The following is a 16,677-nucleotide window of genomic DNA, read 5'->3' as shown; positions in this document are numbered from 1 at the left end:
TATCAATCTCGTGGTGTGGTTCAAGTGCGTAATGATAGCGCCAAACGCCCTGGGAGCGGGCAAGTTGTTGCAGGTCAGTGCCTTGCGTCGAAAAGCGTGCTAAAACATTGACAGCCCTCTTAATCAAAGGGGTCAAGGCGTGGTTTGTCGTGCCGTTGGTAACGCCCTTGTAGGATCAGCGGAACTTACGCGCACATTTTTTCTCTATGTTGACATCGCAACGCCAGCAGGACCCATTGTAAGGTGACTGCGGCCTCATTAGACTGCGCCGAATTCCGTACGCACAGCCCTTTGTAAGGACTCATATGATCAAGAAATGCTTGTTCCCAGCAGCCGGTTACGGCACTCGCTTCTTGCCAGCGACCAAAGCCATGCCTAAAGAGATGCTGCCGGTGGTGAACAAGCCACTGATTCAGTACGGCGTCGAAGAGGCACTGGATGCCGGTCTGAACGAAATTTCCATCGTTACCGGCCGTGGTAAGCGCGCGCTGGAAGACCACTTCGACATCAGCTACGAGCTGGAAAACCAGATCAAGGGCACCGACAAGGAAAAATACCTGGTCGGTATCCGTAAATTGCTCGACGAGTGCTCGTTCTCGTACACCCGTCAAACCCAGATGAAAGGCCTCGGCCACGCGATCCTGACCGGGCGCCCACTGATCGGTGACGAACCGTTCGCTGTGGTACTGGCGGATGACCTGTGCGTCAATCTGGAAGGCGACGGCGTACTGACCCAGATGGTCAAGCTGTACCAGAAATACCGCTGCACCATCGTTGCAGTTCAAGAGGTCGATCCTCTGGAAACCAACAAGTACGGCGTAATCGCTGGCGACGACATTGGTGATGGCCTGATTCGTGTGCGTGACATGGTTGAAAAGCCAGCGCCGGAAGATGCACCTTCGAACCTGGCTATCATTGGCCGTTACATCCTGACCCCGGACATCTTCAAATTGATCGAAGAAACCGAGCCAGGCAAGGGCGGCGAGATCCAGATCACTGACGCTCTGTTGAAGCAAGCCAAAGACGGCTGCGTAATTGCCTACAAGTTCAAAGGCCGTCGTTTCGACTGCGGTGGCGCTGAAGGCTACATCGAGGCGACCAACTTCTGCTATGAGCACTTCTACAAAACTGGCAAGGCTTACTGATTCACGGTTGCCTGACCTGTTTTAAGAGAAAGCCACCTTAGGGTGGCTTTTTCGTTTTTCAGCCCCATCTAAATCGGTATGCTGATGCCCTGCCGAGGAGAGTGAAATGGCCTACGATTTTGATCTGTATGTAATTGGCGCCGGTTCCGGCGGTGTTCGCGCGGCGCGCTTTGCCGCAGGGTTTGGCGCCAAGGTGGCTGTGGCGGAAAGCCGCTACCTGGGCGGTACGTGCGTTAACGTCGGCTGCGTGCCGAAGAAACTGTTGGTGTACGGTGCGCATTTCGCCGAAGACTTTGAGCAGGCCAGCGGTTTTGGCTGGTCCCTGGGTGCAGCGAACTTTGATTGGGCGACCTTGATCGCCAACAAGGACCGTGAAATCAATCGCCTTAATGGTATCTACCGCAACCTGCTGGTTAACAGTGGCGTGACCCTGCATGAAGGGCATGCGCGGCTGGTTGACCCGCACCAGGTGGAAATCAATGGCGAGCGTTACACCGCCAAGCACATTTTGATCGCTACCGGTGGTTGGCCGCAGATCCCGGAGATCCCGGGGCGTGAGCACGCCATTGGCTCCAATGAGGCGTTCTTTCTGAAAGAACTGCCCAAGCGCGTGCTGGTCGTTGGCGGTGGTTACATCGCGGTTGAGTTCGCGGGTATTTTCCACGGTTTGGGCGCACAGACGACGCTACTGTATCGCGGCGATTTGTTCCTGCGCGGTTTTGATGGCTCGGTGCGTACGCACCTGAAGGAAGAGTTGACCAAGCGCGGCCTGGACCTGCAATTCAATGCCGATATCGAACGTATCGACAAGCAAGCAGACGGCAGCCTCAAGGCAACCCTGAAAGATGGGCGTGTGCTGGAGGCCGATTGCGTGTTCTACGCCACCGGTCGCCGCCCAATGCTCGACAACCTGGGGCTGGAGAACACCGGCGTCACCCTCGACGAGCGTGGCTTTGTTACGGTGGATGACCTTTACCAGACCGCTGAGCCGTCGATCCTGGCCATTGGCGACGTCATTGGTCGTGTGCAATTGACGCCGGTAGCCCTGGCTGAAGGCATGGCAGTGGCCCGTCGTTTGTTCAAGCCAGAACAGTACCGCCCGGTGGATTACGCGATGATTCCGACGGCGGTGTTCAGCCTGCCGAACATCGGCACCGTCGGCTTGAGCGAAGAAGACGCGAAGAAGCACGGCCACAAGGTGCAGGTCTTTGAAAGCCGCTTCCGGCCGATGAAGCTGACGCTGACCGATTGCCAGGAAAAAACCCTGATGAAACTGGTAGTCGATGCCGACACCGATAAAGTCCTGGGTTGCCACATGGTCGGGCCGGATGCCGGCGAGATCGTTCAGGGGCTGGCGATCGCGCTCAAGGCGGGCGCGACCAAGCAGCATTTCGACGAAACCATCGGCGTGCATCCTACGGCGGCGGAAGAGTTCGTCACCATGCGCACGCCTGTGGCGGACTGATCATGTGTCGGGCGTTGCCTCTGGCGTCGTTGCAACGACGGCCGCCAGGCGCAATGCCTCGATACTGGCCTGGGCCTTGATGAGGTCCAGTTCCAGGCTCTTGTTCGCCAGCTGGTGTTCGTTCAGCGCTTGCTGGCGTGACTGGCTCTCCAGTAGGGCAACCCGCAGGCGCTCCTGAAGCAGGGTGCGCTCGCTTTCTATCAGGCTGACCTGCTCGCTGAGTTTTTGCTGCGCGGCCTGATCCTGGCGGGTTTGGGCCTGCAGGGCGGCCAGCTCCTTGATCGTGACGCGGTGCTCGATCAACAGTCGCTCATTGTCACGGTGCAGTTGGGTGATCTCATCCTGGCGCACCATGGCGCTTTGCTGGGCCTGGCGCAGTTCCGCCTGGACCTGCTGCAACTGGCCTTCATGACGTCGCTGTTCCTGCTCGCGCTGCTCCTTGATTGCATTGCGGTAATGCTCGAGGGCTTCCCGCGCGTGCAGGTGTTTTTCTTCCAGCGAACGAATTTGTTCGTCCTTGTCGTTGATGCGTAATTCGTAATCGCTGCACGCCTGGCTGAGCCCGGCGTTACGGGTTTGCTCGGTTTGCAGGCTGGTGCTCGCGGTTTGCAGGGCGGCACTTTCTTCTGCGAGGGCGGCGGCCTGGATAGCGCATTGCTGACTGAGCTGGCTCTGAGCCTCTTCAAGCGCTTGCAGCTGGGCGAGCAGGGCGGCTTTCTGTTGTTCGAACTGCGCCAGCGCCAGGTCAATCGGCTCCTGGGCCTTTTCTTTAAGGCGTTGGGCCAGGCGTGCAACCAGTTCACCCAGCTCGTCGTCGATGGGTGCCTCGGTGATCGTCAGCCGGGTTTCGCTCTCGTCCAACTCCTTCAAATAACGATGAATCGTGGTTTTTGAACCGGTATTGCCCATTTCGATGCGGACTGCGTCGATGCTCGGGTTCTCGCCGCGGGCAAGGATCGCCAGGCGTGCCGTTTGAACTACTGCTTTGTTTATGCCGCCGCGAGCCATGGAGTCTCCGTCGATTTAGTACTGTGGTACGTATTATGTAGATACATACTGTAACACGAATAAAATCTCGTTTAAATTCATGATTCAACAGATGGGATATTGGCGTATTATCCCGTGTCATAGCGGTATTGAGCGTCAATTCACCCGTCAGCAGTACGCATAGGCTTTTCATGAGCGATCTGGAGCGTTATCTCAATGCCGCCACCCGCGATAACACGCGGCGTAGCTATCGCGCGGCCATTGAGCACTTTGAAGTGAGTTGGGGTGGGTTCCTGCCCGCGACCAGCGACAGCGTGGCGCGTTATCTGGTGGCACACGCCGGGGTGCTGGCGGTCAACACCTTGAAGCTGCGGCTCTCGGCATTGGCGCAGTGGCACACCAGCCAGGGTTTCCCTGACCCGACCAAGGCGCCGGTGGTGCGCAAGGTGCTCAAGGGCATTCGTGCGGTGCACCCGGCGCAGGAGAAACAGGCCGAGCCGCTGCAACTCAAGCACCTTGAGCAGGTGGTCGCCTGCCTGGAGGCAGAGGCGATTCAGGCGCGGACTGATCAGGACCCGTCGCGATTGCTGCGCGCCAAGCGCGACACGGCATTGATCCTGCTGGGCTTCTGGCGCGGGTTTCGCAGTGATGAACTGTGCCGCCTGGCTATCGAGCATGTGCAGGCCGTACCGGGCGCCGGCATCAGCCTGTATCTGCCGCGCAGCAAAAGTGACCGCGACAACCTCGGCAAGACCTACCAGACCCCGGCGTTGCTGCGGTTGTGCCCGGTGCAGGCCTATAGCGAATGGCTCAGCGCGTCGGCGCTGGTGCGCGGCCCGGTATTTCGCGGAGTCGACCGCTGGGGCAATTTGGGCGAGGAGGGGTTGCACCCCAACAGTGTCATCCCGTTGCTGCGCCAGGCCTTGGAACGCGCCGGTATCGCGGCCGATCAATACACCAGCCACTCACTGCGTCGAGGCTTTGCCACCTGGGCCCACCGCAGCGGCTGGGACTTGAAGTCGTTGATGAGCTACGTCGGCTGGAGCGACATGAAATCCGCCATGCGCTATGTTGAAGCGACGCCCTTTCTTGGCATGACCTTGGCCACCCAACCGCTGATTTGAGATTTCTTCTATTAATAGCGCCACTTGATAGCGAAAACCAATCGTCAGCATCAGGTTTGCCAATGAGCCATCGTCGGAAAGAGTGGGTAGGATTCATCTCATCAACTTACTAACCCCTGACGGAGAGTCATCGATGCCTATCATCAACAGCCAAGTAAAACCGTTCAAAGCTACCGCCTACAAAAACGGCAACTTCGTCGACGTGTCGGATGCTGACCTGAAAGGCAAATGGTCTGTCGTGTTCTTCTACCCGGCTGACTTTACCTTCGTATGCCCAACTGAGCTGGAAGACCTGGCTGACAACTACGCCGAATTCCAGAAACTGGGCGTCGAAATCTACAGCGTCTCCACCGACACTCACTTTGCTCACGCTGCCTGGCACAACACTTCGCCAGCCATCGGCAAAATCCAGTACACCATGATCGGCGACCCAACCCTGACCATTTCCCGCAACTTCGACGTACTGATCGAAGAAGCCGGTCTGGCTGACCGCGGCACCTTCGTGATTGACCCAGAAGGCAAGATCAAAATCGTTGAACTGAACGATGGTGGCGTGGGTCGCGATGCTTCCGAACTGCTGCGCAAAATCAAGGCTGCTCAGTATGTTGCTGCTCACCCAGGTGAAGTGTGCCCAGCCAAGTGGAAAGAAGGCGAGGCTACCCTGGCTCCGTCCCTGGACCTGGTCGGCAAGATCTAAACCTGTGAACGACCTCAGGGCGGGCTCTGCCGCACCTTAAGTAAGCTGCACCGCCCTCAAAACGCCCGGGCGAGATTCGCTCGGGCGTTTTTTTGTCTGCAATAAACCGAATTAATAGGAAATCGCCCGTATGTTGGACGCCAATCTTAAAGCTCAGTTGAAGTCATACCTGGAACGGGTCACCCAGCCGATCGAGATCGTCGCCTCCCTCGACGACGGCGCGAAATCCCAGGAAATGCTTGCTCTTTTGCAGGACGTAACCAGCCTCACCACGCTGATTACCCTGAAAACCGATGGCGATGATGCGCGCAAGCCATCGTTCTCCATCAACCGCCCGGGTGCCGATATCAGCCTGCGTTTCGCCGGCATCCCTATGGGCCATGAATTCACTTCGTTGGTGCTGGCCCTGCTGCAAGTGGGTGGCCACCCATCGAAGGCCAGTGTCGAAGTGATTGAACAGATTCGCGCTTTAAAAGGCCAGTTCAGCTTCGAGACTTACTTCTCGTTGTCGTGCCAGAACTGCCCGGACGTGGTCCAGGCGTTGAACCTGATGGCGGTGCTTAACCCGAACATCCGCCACGTCGCTATCGACGGTGCGCTGTTCCAGGCTGAAGTCGATGAGCGCCAGGTCATGGCAGTGCCCAGTGTTTACCTCAACGGGGTGAACTTCGGCCAGGGCCGCATGGGCCTGGAAGAAATCCTCGCTAAACTCGACACCAGCGGCATCGAAAAAGCCGCCGAGAAAATCAGCGCCAAAGACGCCTTTGATGTGCTGGTCGTCGGCGGTGGCCCGGCCGGTTCGTCGGCGGCCATCTACGCGGCGCGTAAAGGTATCCGCACCGGTGTGGCAGCTGAGCGCTTTGGCGGCCAGGTGCTGGACACCATGTCCATCGAAAACTTCATCTCTGTGCAAGAGACCAAAGGGCCGAAACTGGCCAGCGCCCTTGAAGCGCATGTGCGTCAGTACGACGTGGACATCATGAACCTGCAACGTGCCAGCAGCTTGATCCCCGCGAAAAATGCCGGTGATTTGCACGAGATTCGCTTTGAAAGCGGTGCGACCCTCAAGTCCAAGACCGTGATCCTGGCCACCGGCGCCCGCTGGCGTGAAATGGGTGTACCGGGCGAGCAAGAATACAAAGCCAAAGGCGTGTGCTTCTGCCCGCACTGCGATGGTCCGTTGTTCAAAGGCAAGCGTGTAGCGGTGATTGGCGGTGGTAACTCTGGCGTTGAAGCGGCCATCGACCTGGCCGGTATCGTCAGCCACGTAACGTTGCTCGAATTTGACAGCAAGTTACGCGCCGATGCGGTGTTGCAGCGCAAGCTCTACAGCCTGTCGAACGTTGACGTGATTACCAGCGCGCTGACCAGCGAAGTCAAAGGCGATGGTCAGAAAGTCACGGGCCTGGCCTACAAGGATCGCGACAGCGGTGAGTTCCACACCATCGACCTGGAAGGCATCTTCGTGCAGATCGGTTTGCTGCCCAACACTGACTGGCTCAAAGGCACTGTGGAGCTGACGCCTCGTGGCGAGATCATTGTTGATGCCCGTGGCGAAACGTCCCTGCCAGGGGTGTTCGCTGCCGGCGACGTCACCACTGTGCCGTACAAGCAGATCGTGATTGCGGTAGGCGAGGGTGCCAAGGCTTCCCTGAGTGCATTCGATCACTTGATCCGAACCTCCGCGCCGGCATAAAACCGCACCGGCCAATAAAAAACCCCATGAGTGATCATGGGGTTTTTTCGTGCTTGCGCGTTGCGTGGGCAGGCATCCAGTGACACTGCGCACGCACCTATCGGCGGTTTACATCGGCGCCGGCTGAATAATCTCAACCCAGTACGCGTCAGGGTCCTTGATGAATGCCAGGCTTTTCATGCGGCCATCGGTCAAACGTTTCTGGAAATCGCAACCCAAGGCTTCAAAGCGCTCGCAGGCCGCCACGATATCCGGCACCGAAATGCAGATATGGCCAAAGCCGCGAGGGTCGGTGTTGCCATTGTGGTAGGCAAAATCGGCATCGTTTTCAGTGCCGTGGTTGTGGGTCAGTTCCAGAATGCCCGGGATCGACTTCATCCACTGGGTACGTTCAGCGGCGTCTGCCGGGATCTGGGCTTTGTCCACCAGGGCCAGGAAGTACAGGCTGAATTCGGCTTCCGGGAAGTCGCGCTTTTCAACCAGGGAAAAACCCAGGACGCGGGTATAGAAATCCAGCGACTTGGTGATGTCTTTGACCCGCAGCATGGTGTGGTTGAACACGAAGTGGGTGGTCGCGGTGTCGGGTTGGGCGGTGACGCCCGGGAAAGTGTTCAGATCGTGCAGGCTCATGGGCCCTCCAGAAAAAATCGGGCAAGCTCGGCTTGAAGTGAGAGTAGCGTTCCCTTGGCTTGCGGCAAGCATCCATGCAGCCGCGCCATGATACGCAAGGCCTGCCTGCTGCGCCAAATGAAAAGGTCACACAGCGCTTGCGACTTGCGGGTGTCGGGCGTCAAACTTTGGCGCTTGAACCTTGGGTGTTTTTCGTAATGATTGAATTCCGTAAACCGCTGTTAAGTGTGTTGTGTGTGCTGTTTGGTCCACTGTTGGGCAGTTCGTTCGTGCAAGCGGCAGACCCGGAAATTCATTGGCCCAGCGGCTGGCAAGTCGAGGAGGTGGTGCCCGACGACGCGGCACCGGCAACCCCTCAGGCGGTGTCTCGGCAACGCGCGATCAAGAATGATGAAAATGGCAATACCTTGATGGTCATGGAGTTGACCGGCACACCGATTGAGGCCGGGCATAAAGTTAATCTTCAGGGTGTGTTGCTGGACATGCGTAAATCCATCCAGAAAGAATTTGCCCGCAGTGGTTATCAAAGCGTGTGCAGCAAAATGCACCCAACCACATTGAGTGGTCTTGACGCGATGGAAACTACTTGCGTGATTACCGAGAACGGGCGACACGTATTGTCACAAACATTGGTGGGCGCGGTTGATACCGATAAAGCGTATGTTTTTTCATACGCGGGGCAAGCCGAAGCCTATGAGGCCAGCCGGGGCGAAGTGAGTTCGGTGCGCGACAGTCTGAAACTTTGAACAATCCATTTTGATCGATTTTGAACAAAGTGAACGGTTAGTTGGATTCGTTTTTGAACCCGCCAACAAAAAGCCCCGCCAATGCGGGGCTTTTTGCCAGACGTTGTCGATCAGCCGCGAAGCCAGGAATCTACAGTGGCGGCGCCATACTGTTCTTTCCAGGCTTTCAGGCCGCGGTGGTTGCCGCCTTTGGTCTCGATCAGCTCGCCGGTATGCGGGTTATGGTAGACCTTGACCACGCGTGCGCGGCGCTGTTTGGGTGCGGTCACGGCAGCACCGGCTTTGCCAGGGTTCGGATCAAGGATCGAGATGATGTCGCGCAGGCCTTTGCCGTAGTGCTTCATCAAGCCCTGCAGCTTTTCTTCAAATTCGATTTCTTTTTTCAGGCCGGCGTCGTTCTTCAGTGATTCCAGCTGGGCAAGCTGTTCTTGAAGGGCTTTTTCTGCTGCGCGAAATTCGGCGAGTCTGGACAAAATCTGTACTCCAATAGTGTAGTTGGCTGATATCAACTGCAGATAAAGCTAGTAAGCCAAGAGCTTAAGGTGACTCAAAGAAAGAGGCCTTTCTGCGAGTTCAGCACAGGCAGGAAAAATTGTAGTAGTTAATGTCGCACGAGTAAATCACGTCGTTGCTTAAATAAGATTATTTCATTGAGCGCAGTAGATGGCTATTCAATGGCTGGCCAGCGACTTAATGAACTCTTCACAGGGTAACGGTCGGCCGAACAGGTAACCCTGCAGGAAATCCACACCTTGTGCCGCGAGGTATTCGCACTGCTCCGTGGTTTCCACACCCTCAGCGACAATACCCAGGTCCAGCTTGCCGGAGAGTTCGATGATGCTGTCAAGAATATGCCTGGAGAGTGCATCAGCGCCAATCATGGCGACAAAGCTTTGATCGATTTTCAAGTAGTCGACGTTGAAGTTACGCAAGTAAGCCAGGCTCGAGTGGCCGGTGCCAAAGTCATCAATCGCGATCATCACCCCCAGTTGATGCAGGGCGTCGAACAAGCGGCGGGTGATGTCGGTAGGCTGGATCAGGTCGCGCTCGGTCAGCTCCAACACGAGGGTCACTTGGCCTTGGGCAAAGGCGGCGAGAAACTCCCGACAGTCCTGGACCAGGTCCAGATCCAGGCAGTGGTGCGCCGTGATGTTCACGCCGACATGAAAGCCCGGGCTGAAGCGCGCGGCGTGCGGGGCCAGTTGCGTGGCGGTCTGGCGCAGCAGTGAGCGGGTCATCGGCACGATCAGGCCGGAGTGCTCGGCCAGCGGGATAAACAGGTCGGGGCGCACCAACCCTTCCTTCGGGTGTTGCCAGCGCATCAACACTTCACAGCCGGCCCATTCATGGGTATCGCCGCGTACCACGGGTTGGAAATAGGGAATGAACTCGTTGGCACCCAAGGCGCGCTGCAGCTCGTGGGTGGGGGCGGACGAGCGCTTTTGCAGCCAGTGCGCGAGCATGCCCGCCAGTACGCCAAAGAACACCAGCAGGCTGAACAGTGCCGGGTAACGCGCTTCCATATAACGCCAGACCTCACCGTCGGGCATGCCTGCGTCGACACTGTAGTGATAGCGCTCAGAGGCCAGGTGGTGATGGGCCACGGCAAACTCCGGCACCGCTGTGTTGTGGACTTTGCCGTCGGCATCCAGCCAGTTGCGGCCGACTTGCAGGATCAGGTACGTGTAGCGGCTGATCAGGCGCAAGGCGTTGGTCAGGTGGTAGCCGTCGACAGAGGCAAATGCAGCTTTGTCGCCGTCGACCAGGCGGTAAACCAGCAGTGCGGTGTCCGGCGTCACCGGGTTGCCGTTCATCAACCACAGCACGCCATCAACGTAATCGTCCGGGTTGACCGCTGACTGGTAAGTCCCGCCGAACAACGAGCTGCAGTAAATGTTTTTCTGCCAGGACAGGGTCGTCGCTCGCACAAAGGGCCGGCGCGTCACCTGCTCACGCAGCGCCAGTTGCGTGCCGTTGTCACAAGGTTGGCCGGCCAGTGGCAGCAAGGCCCGGGCGGCGAGGGCCGTGTTGTCGAGCATCAAGTCGAATTGGCGAACGGCTTCGTGGGCGGTTTGCTCCGTGCTTTGTTCAAGCGTACGTTCGGCTTGCCAATAAAGAATCGCAACCCCGAGTAAAACCGGGAGCACGCCACAGATGCCGCTGATAAGGGCGCGTGCAGTTCGGCTTCTTGGGCCTTTGGCGGTGAGGGGCATAGGGGCAGCCAATAACGATAAACACAGGGAGGTATGCCGATGATAGATGGCATTGCGCTGGGGCGCTCGGTTGTTTAAAGCCCATGCCCCGGGCCTCTGGGTCAGTTGTGGCGAGTCTCTCATCCTGGGACGATAAACATCGCTGCGAACAGTAGGCGCGCCACCAACAATGCTTTCTTCTGTCGCTCTCAGCCGTTCAAGCCAGCGTTGACGGGGTATCGTTCAGTGCGATAAGTCCGGGGGCGGTGCACTTTTGCGCCAGCGCGATAAATGCCAGGGTGGCCGGCGAGGATTGGCGACGGTCAAGCACGGCCAGGCCGATCCGGCGGGGCACCGCCGGCGTCAACGGACGCGCTGCGTAGCGCGGGTCGACGCGTTCCGGTAGCGACGCTTGCGCGACGATACTCAACCCATCACCACGGCTGACGGCGTCCAGCGTGCTGAGCAGCTGGGCGCAGCGATAACGCACTTTAGGCCTTAACCGTGCCTCGCTGAACAAGCGCATCACCAGTTCCGAGGAGCCGGCCTCGGTGAGAATAAACGGGTCATCACACAGCGCTGCCAGGGGCAGCGCCGCGTTGGCGGCCAGTGGATGAGCGGCGGGCAGCAGTGCCACCAGTTGGTCCTCGAACAAGGCCACGGTGTCGAAGCGTTCGTGATCCAGCACCACGAACCCGACATCGATGCGTCGCTCATCCAGCCACTGGATAACCTGTCGGTCGGGCCCTTCGTCCACGTGCACTTCGATACCCGGATAAGCCTGTCGAAACTGCTGCAGGAGGGTCGGCAGCAGACGGATTGATGCCGTCGGCCCGAACGACCCAATCCGCAGCGTGCCGCGTTTCATTCCACGGGCGTCGGCCGCTTCCTGTTGCAAGGTATTGGCCAGGCCGAGCATTGCGCGGGCGCGCCCGAGTAATTGCGCGCCGATATCGCTCAGTTCCACCAACGACTGGTGGCGCCGGAACAATTCCACGCCCAGCTCTTGTTCCAAGGCTTTGATTGCATGCGACACCGCCGATTGACTGATGCCCAGGCGGTGAGCCGCACTGGTAAAACCTTGCAGTTCGGCGACCAACGAAAAGATTTCCAACTGGGTCAGGGTCATGAGTAAAGGCTCATTTTACGATTACCGATCATTAGTCGAAGAATACGCCAATCCTTCAGTGCCCCGAGCAAATCCTCATGCAACCCGTGTCCGATCGACTGACCTATCTGAAACTTGCCGCCGTTACCATGCTATGGGGCGGCACGTTTGTCGCCGGGCGCTACCTGGCTGATCGGGTCGACCCGTTACTGGCCGCCAGCCTGCGGTTTATCCTGGCCAGCCTGGCACTGTTGCTGTTTATGCTGTGCGCGCGGGTCCCTCTGGCGCGACCCAGTGCTCGGCAACTGGTGCGGCTGTTCGTGCTGGGTTTTTTTGGCATCTTTTTTTATAACCTGTGTTTTTTCTATGGCCTGCATTACGTCAACGCCTCGCGCGCGTCGTTGATCGTGGCGTTGAATCCGGCAGTGATCGGCCTGGCCGGATGGTGGCTCTTCAAAGAGCGCCTGAGTGCCGGCAAAGTTGCGGGCATCGCCTTATGCCTGGCGGGCGCGGCCGTGGTGATCGTCAGTCGCAACCCGCAGGTGCTGCACAGTACCGCGAGCAACTGGCGCGGCGACGGGCTGATTATTGGTTGCGTCGTGGGGTGGGGGATTTACTCGCTGTTTTCCCGTGAGCTGAATCGCAGCCTCGGTCCGTTGCAAACCGTCACCTGGTCAGTGCTGCTGGGCACCTTGATGCTGACGCTCCTCAGCCTGGTTATGGGGCGTTTCACTGTCGCCGGGCTCGGCAGCCTGCAACTGCCGCAGGTCTTGAGTTTGTTGTACCTGGGCGTGCTGGGATCAGCCCTGGCGTACATCGGCTATTACGACGGCATTCGGCGCATCGGCGCGACCCGTGCCGGGGTGTTTATTGCGCTGAACCCTCTGACAGCCTTGATTTGCGGCGCATTACTGCTGGGCGAACAATTGACCGTGGCCATGGGGCTGGGCGGCGCGGTGATCCTGTGCGGCATATACCTGTGCAACAAACCCCTTGCGCAGGCCAAGCCAATGGGGATTTGATAAGAGTGCGGACAAATACTGTTACGCTGTGTAGAATCGATTTACGCATACAAGAATATGGACTTGCGCTCACGCAAGCCTCGGCTGTCAGAGACTGATGTAACCATGAAGCTACTCGGCTCCCCCCTGATCTTTGGTGACTTCCTCGCACGCAGCGTGCGGGGCCTCTCTTGTGCGCCTCCCTCCCACCTCATCCTTGCTCGCAACTGACTATTTGTGTGTTCACTACAAGAATGAGGCGCCGAAAATGGCCGACCAATACGAAAACCCAATGGGCCTGATGGGCTTTGAATTTATCGAATTCGCATCGCCAACCCCGGGCACCCTGGAGCCGATCTTCGAGATCATGGGCTTTACCAAAGTCGCCACCCACCGCTCCAAGAACGTCGACCTGTTCCGCCAGGGCGAGATCAACCTGATCCTCAACAACGAGCCCAACAGCCTCGCGTCTTACTTTGCGGCCGAGCACGGCCCGTCGGTGTGCGGCATGGCGTTCCGGGTCAAAGACTCGCAACAGGCCTATAACCGTGCGCTGGAGCTGGGCGCCCAGCCTATTCACATCGAAACCGGGCCGATGGAACTGAACCTGCCGGCGATCAAGGGCATCGGCGGCGCGCCGCTGTATCTGATCGACCGTTTCGGTGAGGGCAGTTCGATCTATGACATCGACTTCGTGTTCCTCGAAGGCGTCGACCGCAACCCGGTGGGCGCCGGCCTCAAGGTTATCGACCACCTGACCCATAACGTCTATCGCGGGCGCATGGTCTACTGGGCCAACTTCTACGAGAAACTGTTCAACTTCCGTGAAGCGCGTTACTTCGACATCAAGGGTGAATACACCGGCCTGACCTCCAAGGCCATGAGCGCCCCGGATGGCATGATCCGCATCCCGCTGAACGAGGAGTCCTCCAAGGGCGCCGGCCAGATCGAAGAGTTCCTGATGCAGTTCAATGGGGAGGGCATCCAGCACGTGGCGTTCCTCACCGACGACCTGATCAAGACCTGGGACGCGCTGAAGAAAATCGGCATGCGCTTCATGACGGCGCCGCCGGACACGTACTACGAAATGCTTGAAGGCCGCCTGCCGAATCACGGTGAGCCGGTGGACCAACTGCAAGCACGCGGCATTCTGCTCGACGGCTCCTCGATTGAAGGCGACAAGCGTCTGCTGCTGCAGATTTTCTCGGAAACCCTGATGGGCCCGGTGTTCTTCGAATTCATCCAGCGCAAGGGCGATGATGGGTTCGGCGAGGGTAACTTCAAGGCACTGTTCGAGTCGATCGAGCGTGACCAGGTGCGTCGTGGCGTCCTGACCGCCGACTAAGCGTAAAAAAGCCCGCCCGAGGTTAACCCTCGGGCGGGCTTTTTATTGCCTGCCAATTACGCTCTGCGCTGGCGTACCAGGTGTTTGAACCCCTCATACACGAGCACCATCACCGCCAGCCAGATCGGGATGTAAGTCAGCCATTGGCCGCCCTTGATGCTTTCTCCCAAGATCAACGCCACCACCAGCAGCAACACAGGCTCTACATAGCTGAGCAGCCCGAACAGGCTGAAGGGTAACAAGCGGCTGGCAACGATATAGCTCACCAACGCCGAGGCACTGATGACCCCCAGCAGCGGAATCAACGCATACAGCTTGGGATGAATGTCCATCACCGCAAAACCTTGTTCGCCGTGCTGCACAAACCACCAGGCCACGGGCAGCATCAGCGCCATATCCAGCCATAGCCCGCCCAGGTGGTCGGTGGTGAGGTATTTGCGCACCACAAAATAGATCGGGTAACCGATGATCACCACCAGCGTCGCCCAGGAAAAACCACCGGCCTGGTACAACTCGTTCAGCACCCCGAGCGCGGCGAAAAAAACCGCGATCTGTTGCAGGCGCGACAGTTGTTCGCCGTACACCAGGCGCCCGGTCAGCACCATGGTCAGCGGCAGCAGGAAATACCCCACCGACACATCTAGGCTGCGCCCGTTAAGCGGCGCCCACATAAACAACCACAATTGCAAACCCAGCAAGGCCGATGACACGAGCACGCCGCCGATCAGCCTCGGCTTGGCCACCAACCTGTGCACCAGCTCCCACACGCGCCGCCATTCGCCACTGACGATCATGAACACGGTCATGCAGGGCATGGTCAGCAACATGCGCCAACCGAAAATCTCCAGGCCGCTCAATGGCGTGAGCAACGAAGTGAAGTAATACATCACGGCAAATAACACCGAGGCCGATACCGATAACACAACACCTTTAGACACAGCGTCCTCGCCAAAACCCATGGATACAAAAGACAGGAAATCTGGGGGGAATATAGGGTGCATGACATTGTTTGTCACGACGATTAAGCCGATTTAATGGAACAAACTCCTACGCAGATATCACATAGGTTTTACAACGTTTAGTTAGCCTGGCTGAACGTTCTCTTGCCTAAAGCGCTGCTGCATTTAGGCGAGCCATGGAAACCGCTCGACCCCAATGGATTAATGGCAACTTCCTGAGTGTCAGTCACCGCACCTGTTGCGACGGTGCGCGTGGAAAACCGCTCAGCAAATTAATGGTTTAGACTTTTGATAGAGAGTAGACGGCATGCGCGGTATCTCACCCTATTATGGCTCCTCACCAGCTTCTTTCAGCGGCCTGCCTGGCATTATCGGTCGATTTGGCGAAAGCCACGCATTTCCCAAGGATGATATACCGGCCTGGAAAAAGCTTAATATTTATAGAGAATTCTCCGCATCGTTGGCAAGCGATACAGAACGCGGCGTACTGACGCCGGGCGGCAAAGAATTGCTTGATGCGCTGGTATTGCCAGATGCCGCGAAGCAGCCCCACGTAACGGTTTACACGTTTAATGTGGGGCGTCATCAGGCCAAGGATATGTTCATGGTCAAGCGCGAACCTATCGTGCCAGGCAAAGTTAACTTCGTACTGTGGATGCAGCAGAAAGACTTTAAGTCAAATCATGAATTTAAAAGTTATCAGGAAATAGATAATTTTTTGAAAGATTTACCCAAAAAGCCTGAAACGTTTAACGCCTTTCTTGCCCACTTTGGAGATAAAGCAGAATCTGCACCGGTCAGTGCCGCCGTGCAGGCACTGGCCTGCGCGCCTGAAGGCAGCGCCCCCAAGGTGCTGATGGGCCCAGGGAAACAGATCATTGGGAATGTGTTTGAACACCTGAATCAATTCAGCGCAAATCCCACCCAGTGTATTTTTGTGAATGGCCTTGTTAATCAGCAACTCGAGTCGATTGATGCAGGCAAGCCTACCTTCAGTGGTGTACGACCCGATGGCGAGAAAGTGGTCTATCGGTACGACTACCACGGTAACTTGCTGGGTTCTGGCAATAGAGGTAATTTTTACTTCCTCAAAAATGGTGCTCACAGTCAATTGCCGCTTGTGCCAATAACATTGGCACAATTCAGGGCGCTCGTTTTCAGGGAGCGTGGTGACCTGAGTGCTGTGATCAATGTCGTTGCCAATTTTCTCGAAAAACCGTTTACCGGCGTGTCTGCTTTTTTGCAAATGCTGGGTGTAGATAAAGCCACTGCCGACACTGTTCAGCAGGGCCTGGACAATCCAGTCAATGCAGTGTTGCTGTTTTTAAATAAAAATAATGATATCGGTAAGGTGTTCGGTCTGCCAAAAAGTGAAATGGACCAGGCGCTTACAGTGTTCGCCACTACCGCTCAAGGCTTTGTGCCTGGCTATGGCACCTACAGGACTGTCGCCGCCGTGATCGCGAAGATATTAAAACAAGTGCCTTTGACAGAACAGGACATCAGAGAGGCTGCCCATGGGTTAGACGTTAAAGTAGAAATAAAACCCTAAGCCTGCAACGAAAACACCGCCCACACTGGA

Annotated in this window: 15 protein-coding genes; 9 read left to right on the top strand and 6 right to left on the bottom strand. The window is 57.3% G+C overall.

Translation table 11 applies throughout. The annotated features are described in order from the left end of the window. The first annotated feature begins 305 nt into the window (after window positions 1-305). Both galU and gorA read left to right on the top strand, forming a co-directional pair. Entirely contained in the window at window positions 306-1,145 is an 840-nt protein-coding gene (galU, locus tag A7D21_RS13065; protein ID WP_053255961.1) for a UTP--glucose-1-phosphate uridylyltransferase GalU, read from the top strand. Window positions 1,146-1,251: 106 nt separating this feature from the next. Further along, window positions 1,252-2,610 (top strand): glutathione-disulfide reductase, encoded by a 1,359-nt coding sequence (gene gorA / locus A7D21_RS13060; protein ID WP_069551877.1) that lies wholly within the window; start codon window positions 1,252-1,254, stop codon window positions 2,608-2,610. Here the strand turns inward: gorA and A7D21_RS13055 are convergent, their stop codons facing one another. After that, window positions 2,611-3,618, bottom strand: coding sequence for a DNA-binding protein (locus A7D21_RS13055; RefSeq protein ID WP_069551876.1), 1,008 nt, complete (start codon window positions 3,616-3,618; stop codon window positions 2,611-2,613). It abuts the gene before it with no gap. A 170-nt stretch (window positions 3,619-3,788) separates the two neighbouring features. On the opposite strand from A7D21_RS13055, the gene A7D21_RS13050 reads away from it, so the two are divergent. The 3 genes from A7D21_RS13050 to ahpF all read left to right on the top strand — a co-directional run bounded on the left by A7D21_RS13050 (window position 3,789) and on the right by ahpF (window position 7,114). Then, a complete protein-coding gene (locus A7D21_RS13050; protein WP_069551875.1) occupies window positions 3,789-4,721 on the top strand; it encodes a site-specific integrase in 933 nt (310 codons plus the stop codon). 133 nt (window positions 4,722-4,854) lie between these two features. Then, window positions 4,855-5,418 (top strand): alkyl hydroperoxide reductase subunit C, encoded by a 564-nt coding sequence (ahpC, locus tag A7D21_RS13045; protein WP_053255965.1) that lies wholly within the window; start codon window positions 4,855-4,857, stop codon window positions 5,416-5,418. A 130-nt stretch (window positions 5,419-5,548) separates the two neighbouring features. Further along, on the top strand, window positions 5,549-7,114 hold the full coding sequence (gene ahpF, locus A7D21_RS13040) for an alkyl hydroperoxide reductase subunit F (protein ID WP_069551874.1): 1,566 nt from the start codon (window positions 5,549-5,551) through the stop codon (window positions 7,112-7,114). 108 nt (window positions 7,115-7,222) lie between these two features. Here ahpF and gloA read toward each other — a convergent pair whose 3' ends face one another. Beyond that, entirely contained in the window at window positions 7,223-7,744 is a 522-nt protein-coding gene (gene gloA, locus A7D21_RS13035) for a lactoylglutathione lyase (protein WP_053255967.1), read from the bottom strand. Window positions 7,745-7,941: 197 nt separating this feature from the next. Here gloA and A7D21_RS13030 point away from each other — a divergent pair, with 197 nt between their 5' ends. After that, window positions 7,942-8,490: a DUF4946 domain-containing protein gene (locus A7D21_RS13030; RefSeq protein ID WP_069551919.1), complete on the top strand. Its 549-nt coding sequence runs from the start codon at window positions 7,942-7,944 to the stop codon at window positions 8,488-8,490. A gap of 110 nt (window positions 8,491-8,600) precedes the next feature. Here A7D21_RS13030 and A7D21_RS13025 read toward each other — a convergent pair whose 3' ends face one another. From A7D21_RS13025 to A7D21_RS13015, 3 genes are all read right to left on the bottom strand, one after another. Beyond that, a complete protein-coding gene (locus A7D21_RS13025) occupies window positions 8,601-8,963 on the bottom strand; it encodes a histone-like nucleoid-structuring protein, MvaT/MvaU family (RefSeq protein WP_053255968.1) in 363 nt (120 codons plus the stop codon). A 198-nt stretch (window positions 8,964-9,161) separates the two neighbouring features. Further along, window positions 9,162-10,703, bottom strand: a complete 1,542-nt coding sequence (locus A7D21_RS13020; RefSeq protein WP_069551873.1) for an EAL domain-containing protein — start codon at window positions 10,701-10,703, stop codon at window positions 9,162-9,164. 196 nt (window positions 10,704-10,899) lie between these two features. Continuing rightward, a complete protein-coding gene (locus A7D21_RS13015) occupies window positions 10,900-11,811 on the bottom strand; it encodes a LysR family transcriptional regulator (protein WP_053255970.1) in 912 nt (303 codons plus the stop codon). A gap of 77 nt (window positions 11,812-11,888) precedes the next feature. Here A7D21_RS13015 and A7D21_RS13010 point away from each other — a divergent pair, with 77 nt between their 5' ends. Together A7D21_RS13010 and hppD are read left to right on the top strand one after the other, a co-directional pair. Continuing rightward, window positions 11,889-12,812: a DMT family transporter gene (locus tag A7D21_RS13010; RefSeq protein WP_069551872.1), complete on the top strand. Its 924-nt coding sequence runs from the start codon at window positions 11,889-11,891 to the stop codon at window positions 12,810-12,812. A 247-nt stretch (window positions 12,813-13,059) separates the two neighbouring features. Then, window positions 13,060-14,136 (top strand): 4-hydroxyphenylpyruvate dioxygenase, encoded by a 1,077-nt coding sequence (gene hppD, locus A7D21_RS13005; RefSeq protein ID WP_053255972.1) that lies wholly within the window; start codon window positions 13,060-13,062, stop codon window positions 14,134-14,136. 56 nt (window positions 14,137-14,192) lie between these two features. On the opposite strand, the gene rarD is transcribed toward hppD, so the two are convergent. Then, window positions 14,193-15,074 (bottom strand): EamA family transporter RarD, encoded by an 882-nt coding sequence (gene rarD, locus A7D21_RS13000; protein WP_053256505.1) that lies wholly within the window; start codon window positions 15,072-15,074, stop codon window positions 14,193-14,195. A 328-nt stretch (window positions 15,075-15,402) separates the two neighbouring features. On the opposite strand from rarD, the gene A7D21_RS12995 reads away from it, so the two are divergent. Further along, on the top strand, window positions 15,403-16,647 hold the full coding sequence (locus tag A7D21_RS12995) for a hypothetical protein (protein WP_069551871.1): 1,245 nt from the start codon (window positions 15,403-15,405) through the stop codon (window positions 16,645-16,647). Window positions 16,648-16,677 lie beyond the last annotated feature (30 nt).

It is taken from the genome of Pseudomonas sp. AP19, from assembly GCF_001728855.1.
GTDB lineage: Bacteria > Pseudomonadota > Gammaproteobacteria > Pseudomonadales > Pseudomonadaceae > Aquipseudomonas > Aquipseudomonas fluorescens.
This window is presented reverse-complemented; position numbering and strand designations above follow the sequence as displayed.

Coding starts and splice junctions, on each gene's coding strand:
- galU (WP_053255961.1), top strand. CDS start 306: ATGATCAAGAAATGCTTGTTCCCAGCAGCCGGTTACGGCACTCGCTTC.
- gorA (WP_069551877.1), top strand. CDS start 1,252: ATGGCCTACGATTTTGATCTGTATGTAATTGGCGCCGGTTCCGGCGGT.
- A7D21_RS13055 (WP_069551876.1), bottom strand. CDS start 3,618: ATGGCTCGCGGCGGCATAAACAAAGCAGTAGTTCAAACGGCACGCCTG.
- A7D21_RS13050 (WP_069551875.1), top strand. CDS start 3,789: ATGAGCGATCTGGAGCGTTATCTCAATGCCGCCACCCGCGATAACACG.
- ahpC (WP_053255965.1), top strand. CDS start 4,855: ATGCCTATCATCAACAGCCAAGTAAAACCGTTCAAAGCTACCGCCTAC.
- ahpF (WP_069551874.1), top strand. CDS start 5,549: ATGTTGGACGCCAATCTTAAAGCTCAGTTGAAGTCATACCTGGAACGG.
- gloA (WP_053255967.1), bottom strand. CDS start 7,744: ATGAGCCTGCACGATCTGAACACTTTCCCGGGCGTCACCGCCCAACCC.
- A7D21_RS13030 (WP_069551919.1), top strand. CDS start 7,942: ATGATTGAATTCCGTAAACCGCTGTTAAGTGTGTTGTGTGTGCTGTTT.
- A7D21_RS13020 (WP_069551873.1), bottom strand. CDS start 10,703: ATGCCCCTCACCGCCAAAGGCCCAAGAAGCCGAACTGCACGCGCCCTT.
- A7D21_RS13015 (WP_053255970.1), bottom strand. CDS start 11,811: ATGACCCTGACCCAGTTGGAAATCTTTTCGTTGGTCGCCGAACTGCAA.
- A7D21_RS13010 (WP_069551872.1), top strand. CDS start 11,889: ATGCAACCCGTGTCCGATCGACTGACCTATCTGAAACTTGCCGCCGTT.
- hppD (WP_053255972.1), top strand. CDS start 13,060: ATGGCCGACCAATACGAAAACCCAATGGGCCTGATGGGCTTTGAATTT.
- A7D21_RS12995 (WP_069551871.1), top strand. CDS start 15,403: ATGCGCGGTATCTCACCCTATTATGGCTCCTCACCAGCTTCTTTCAGC.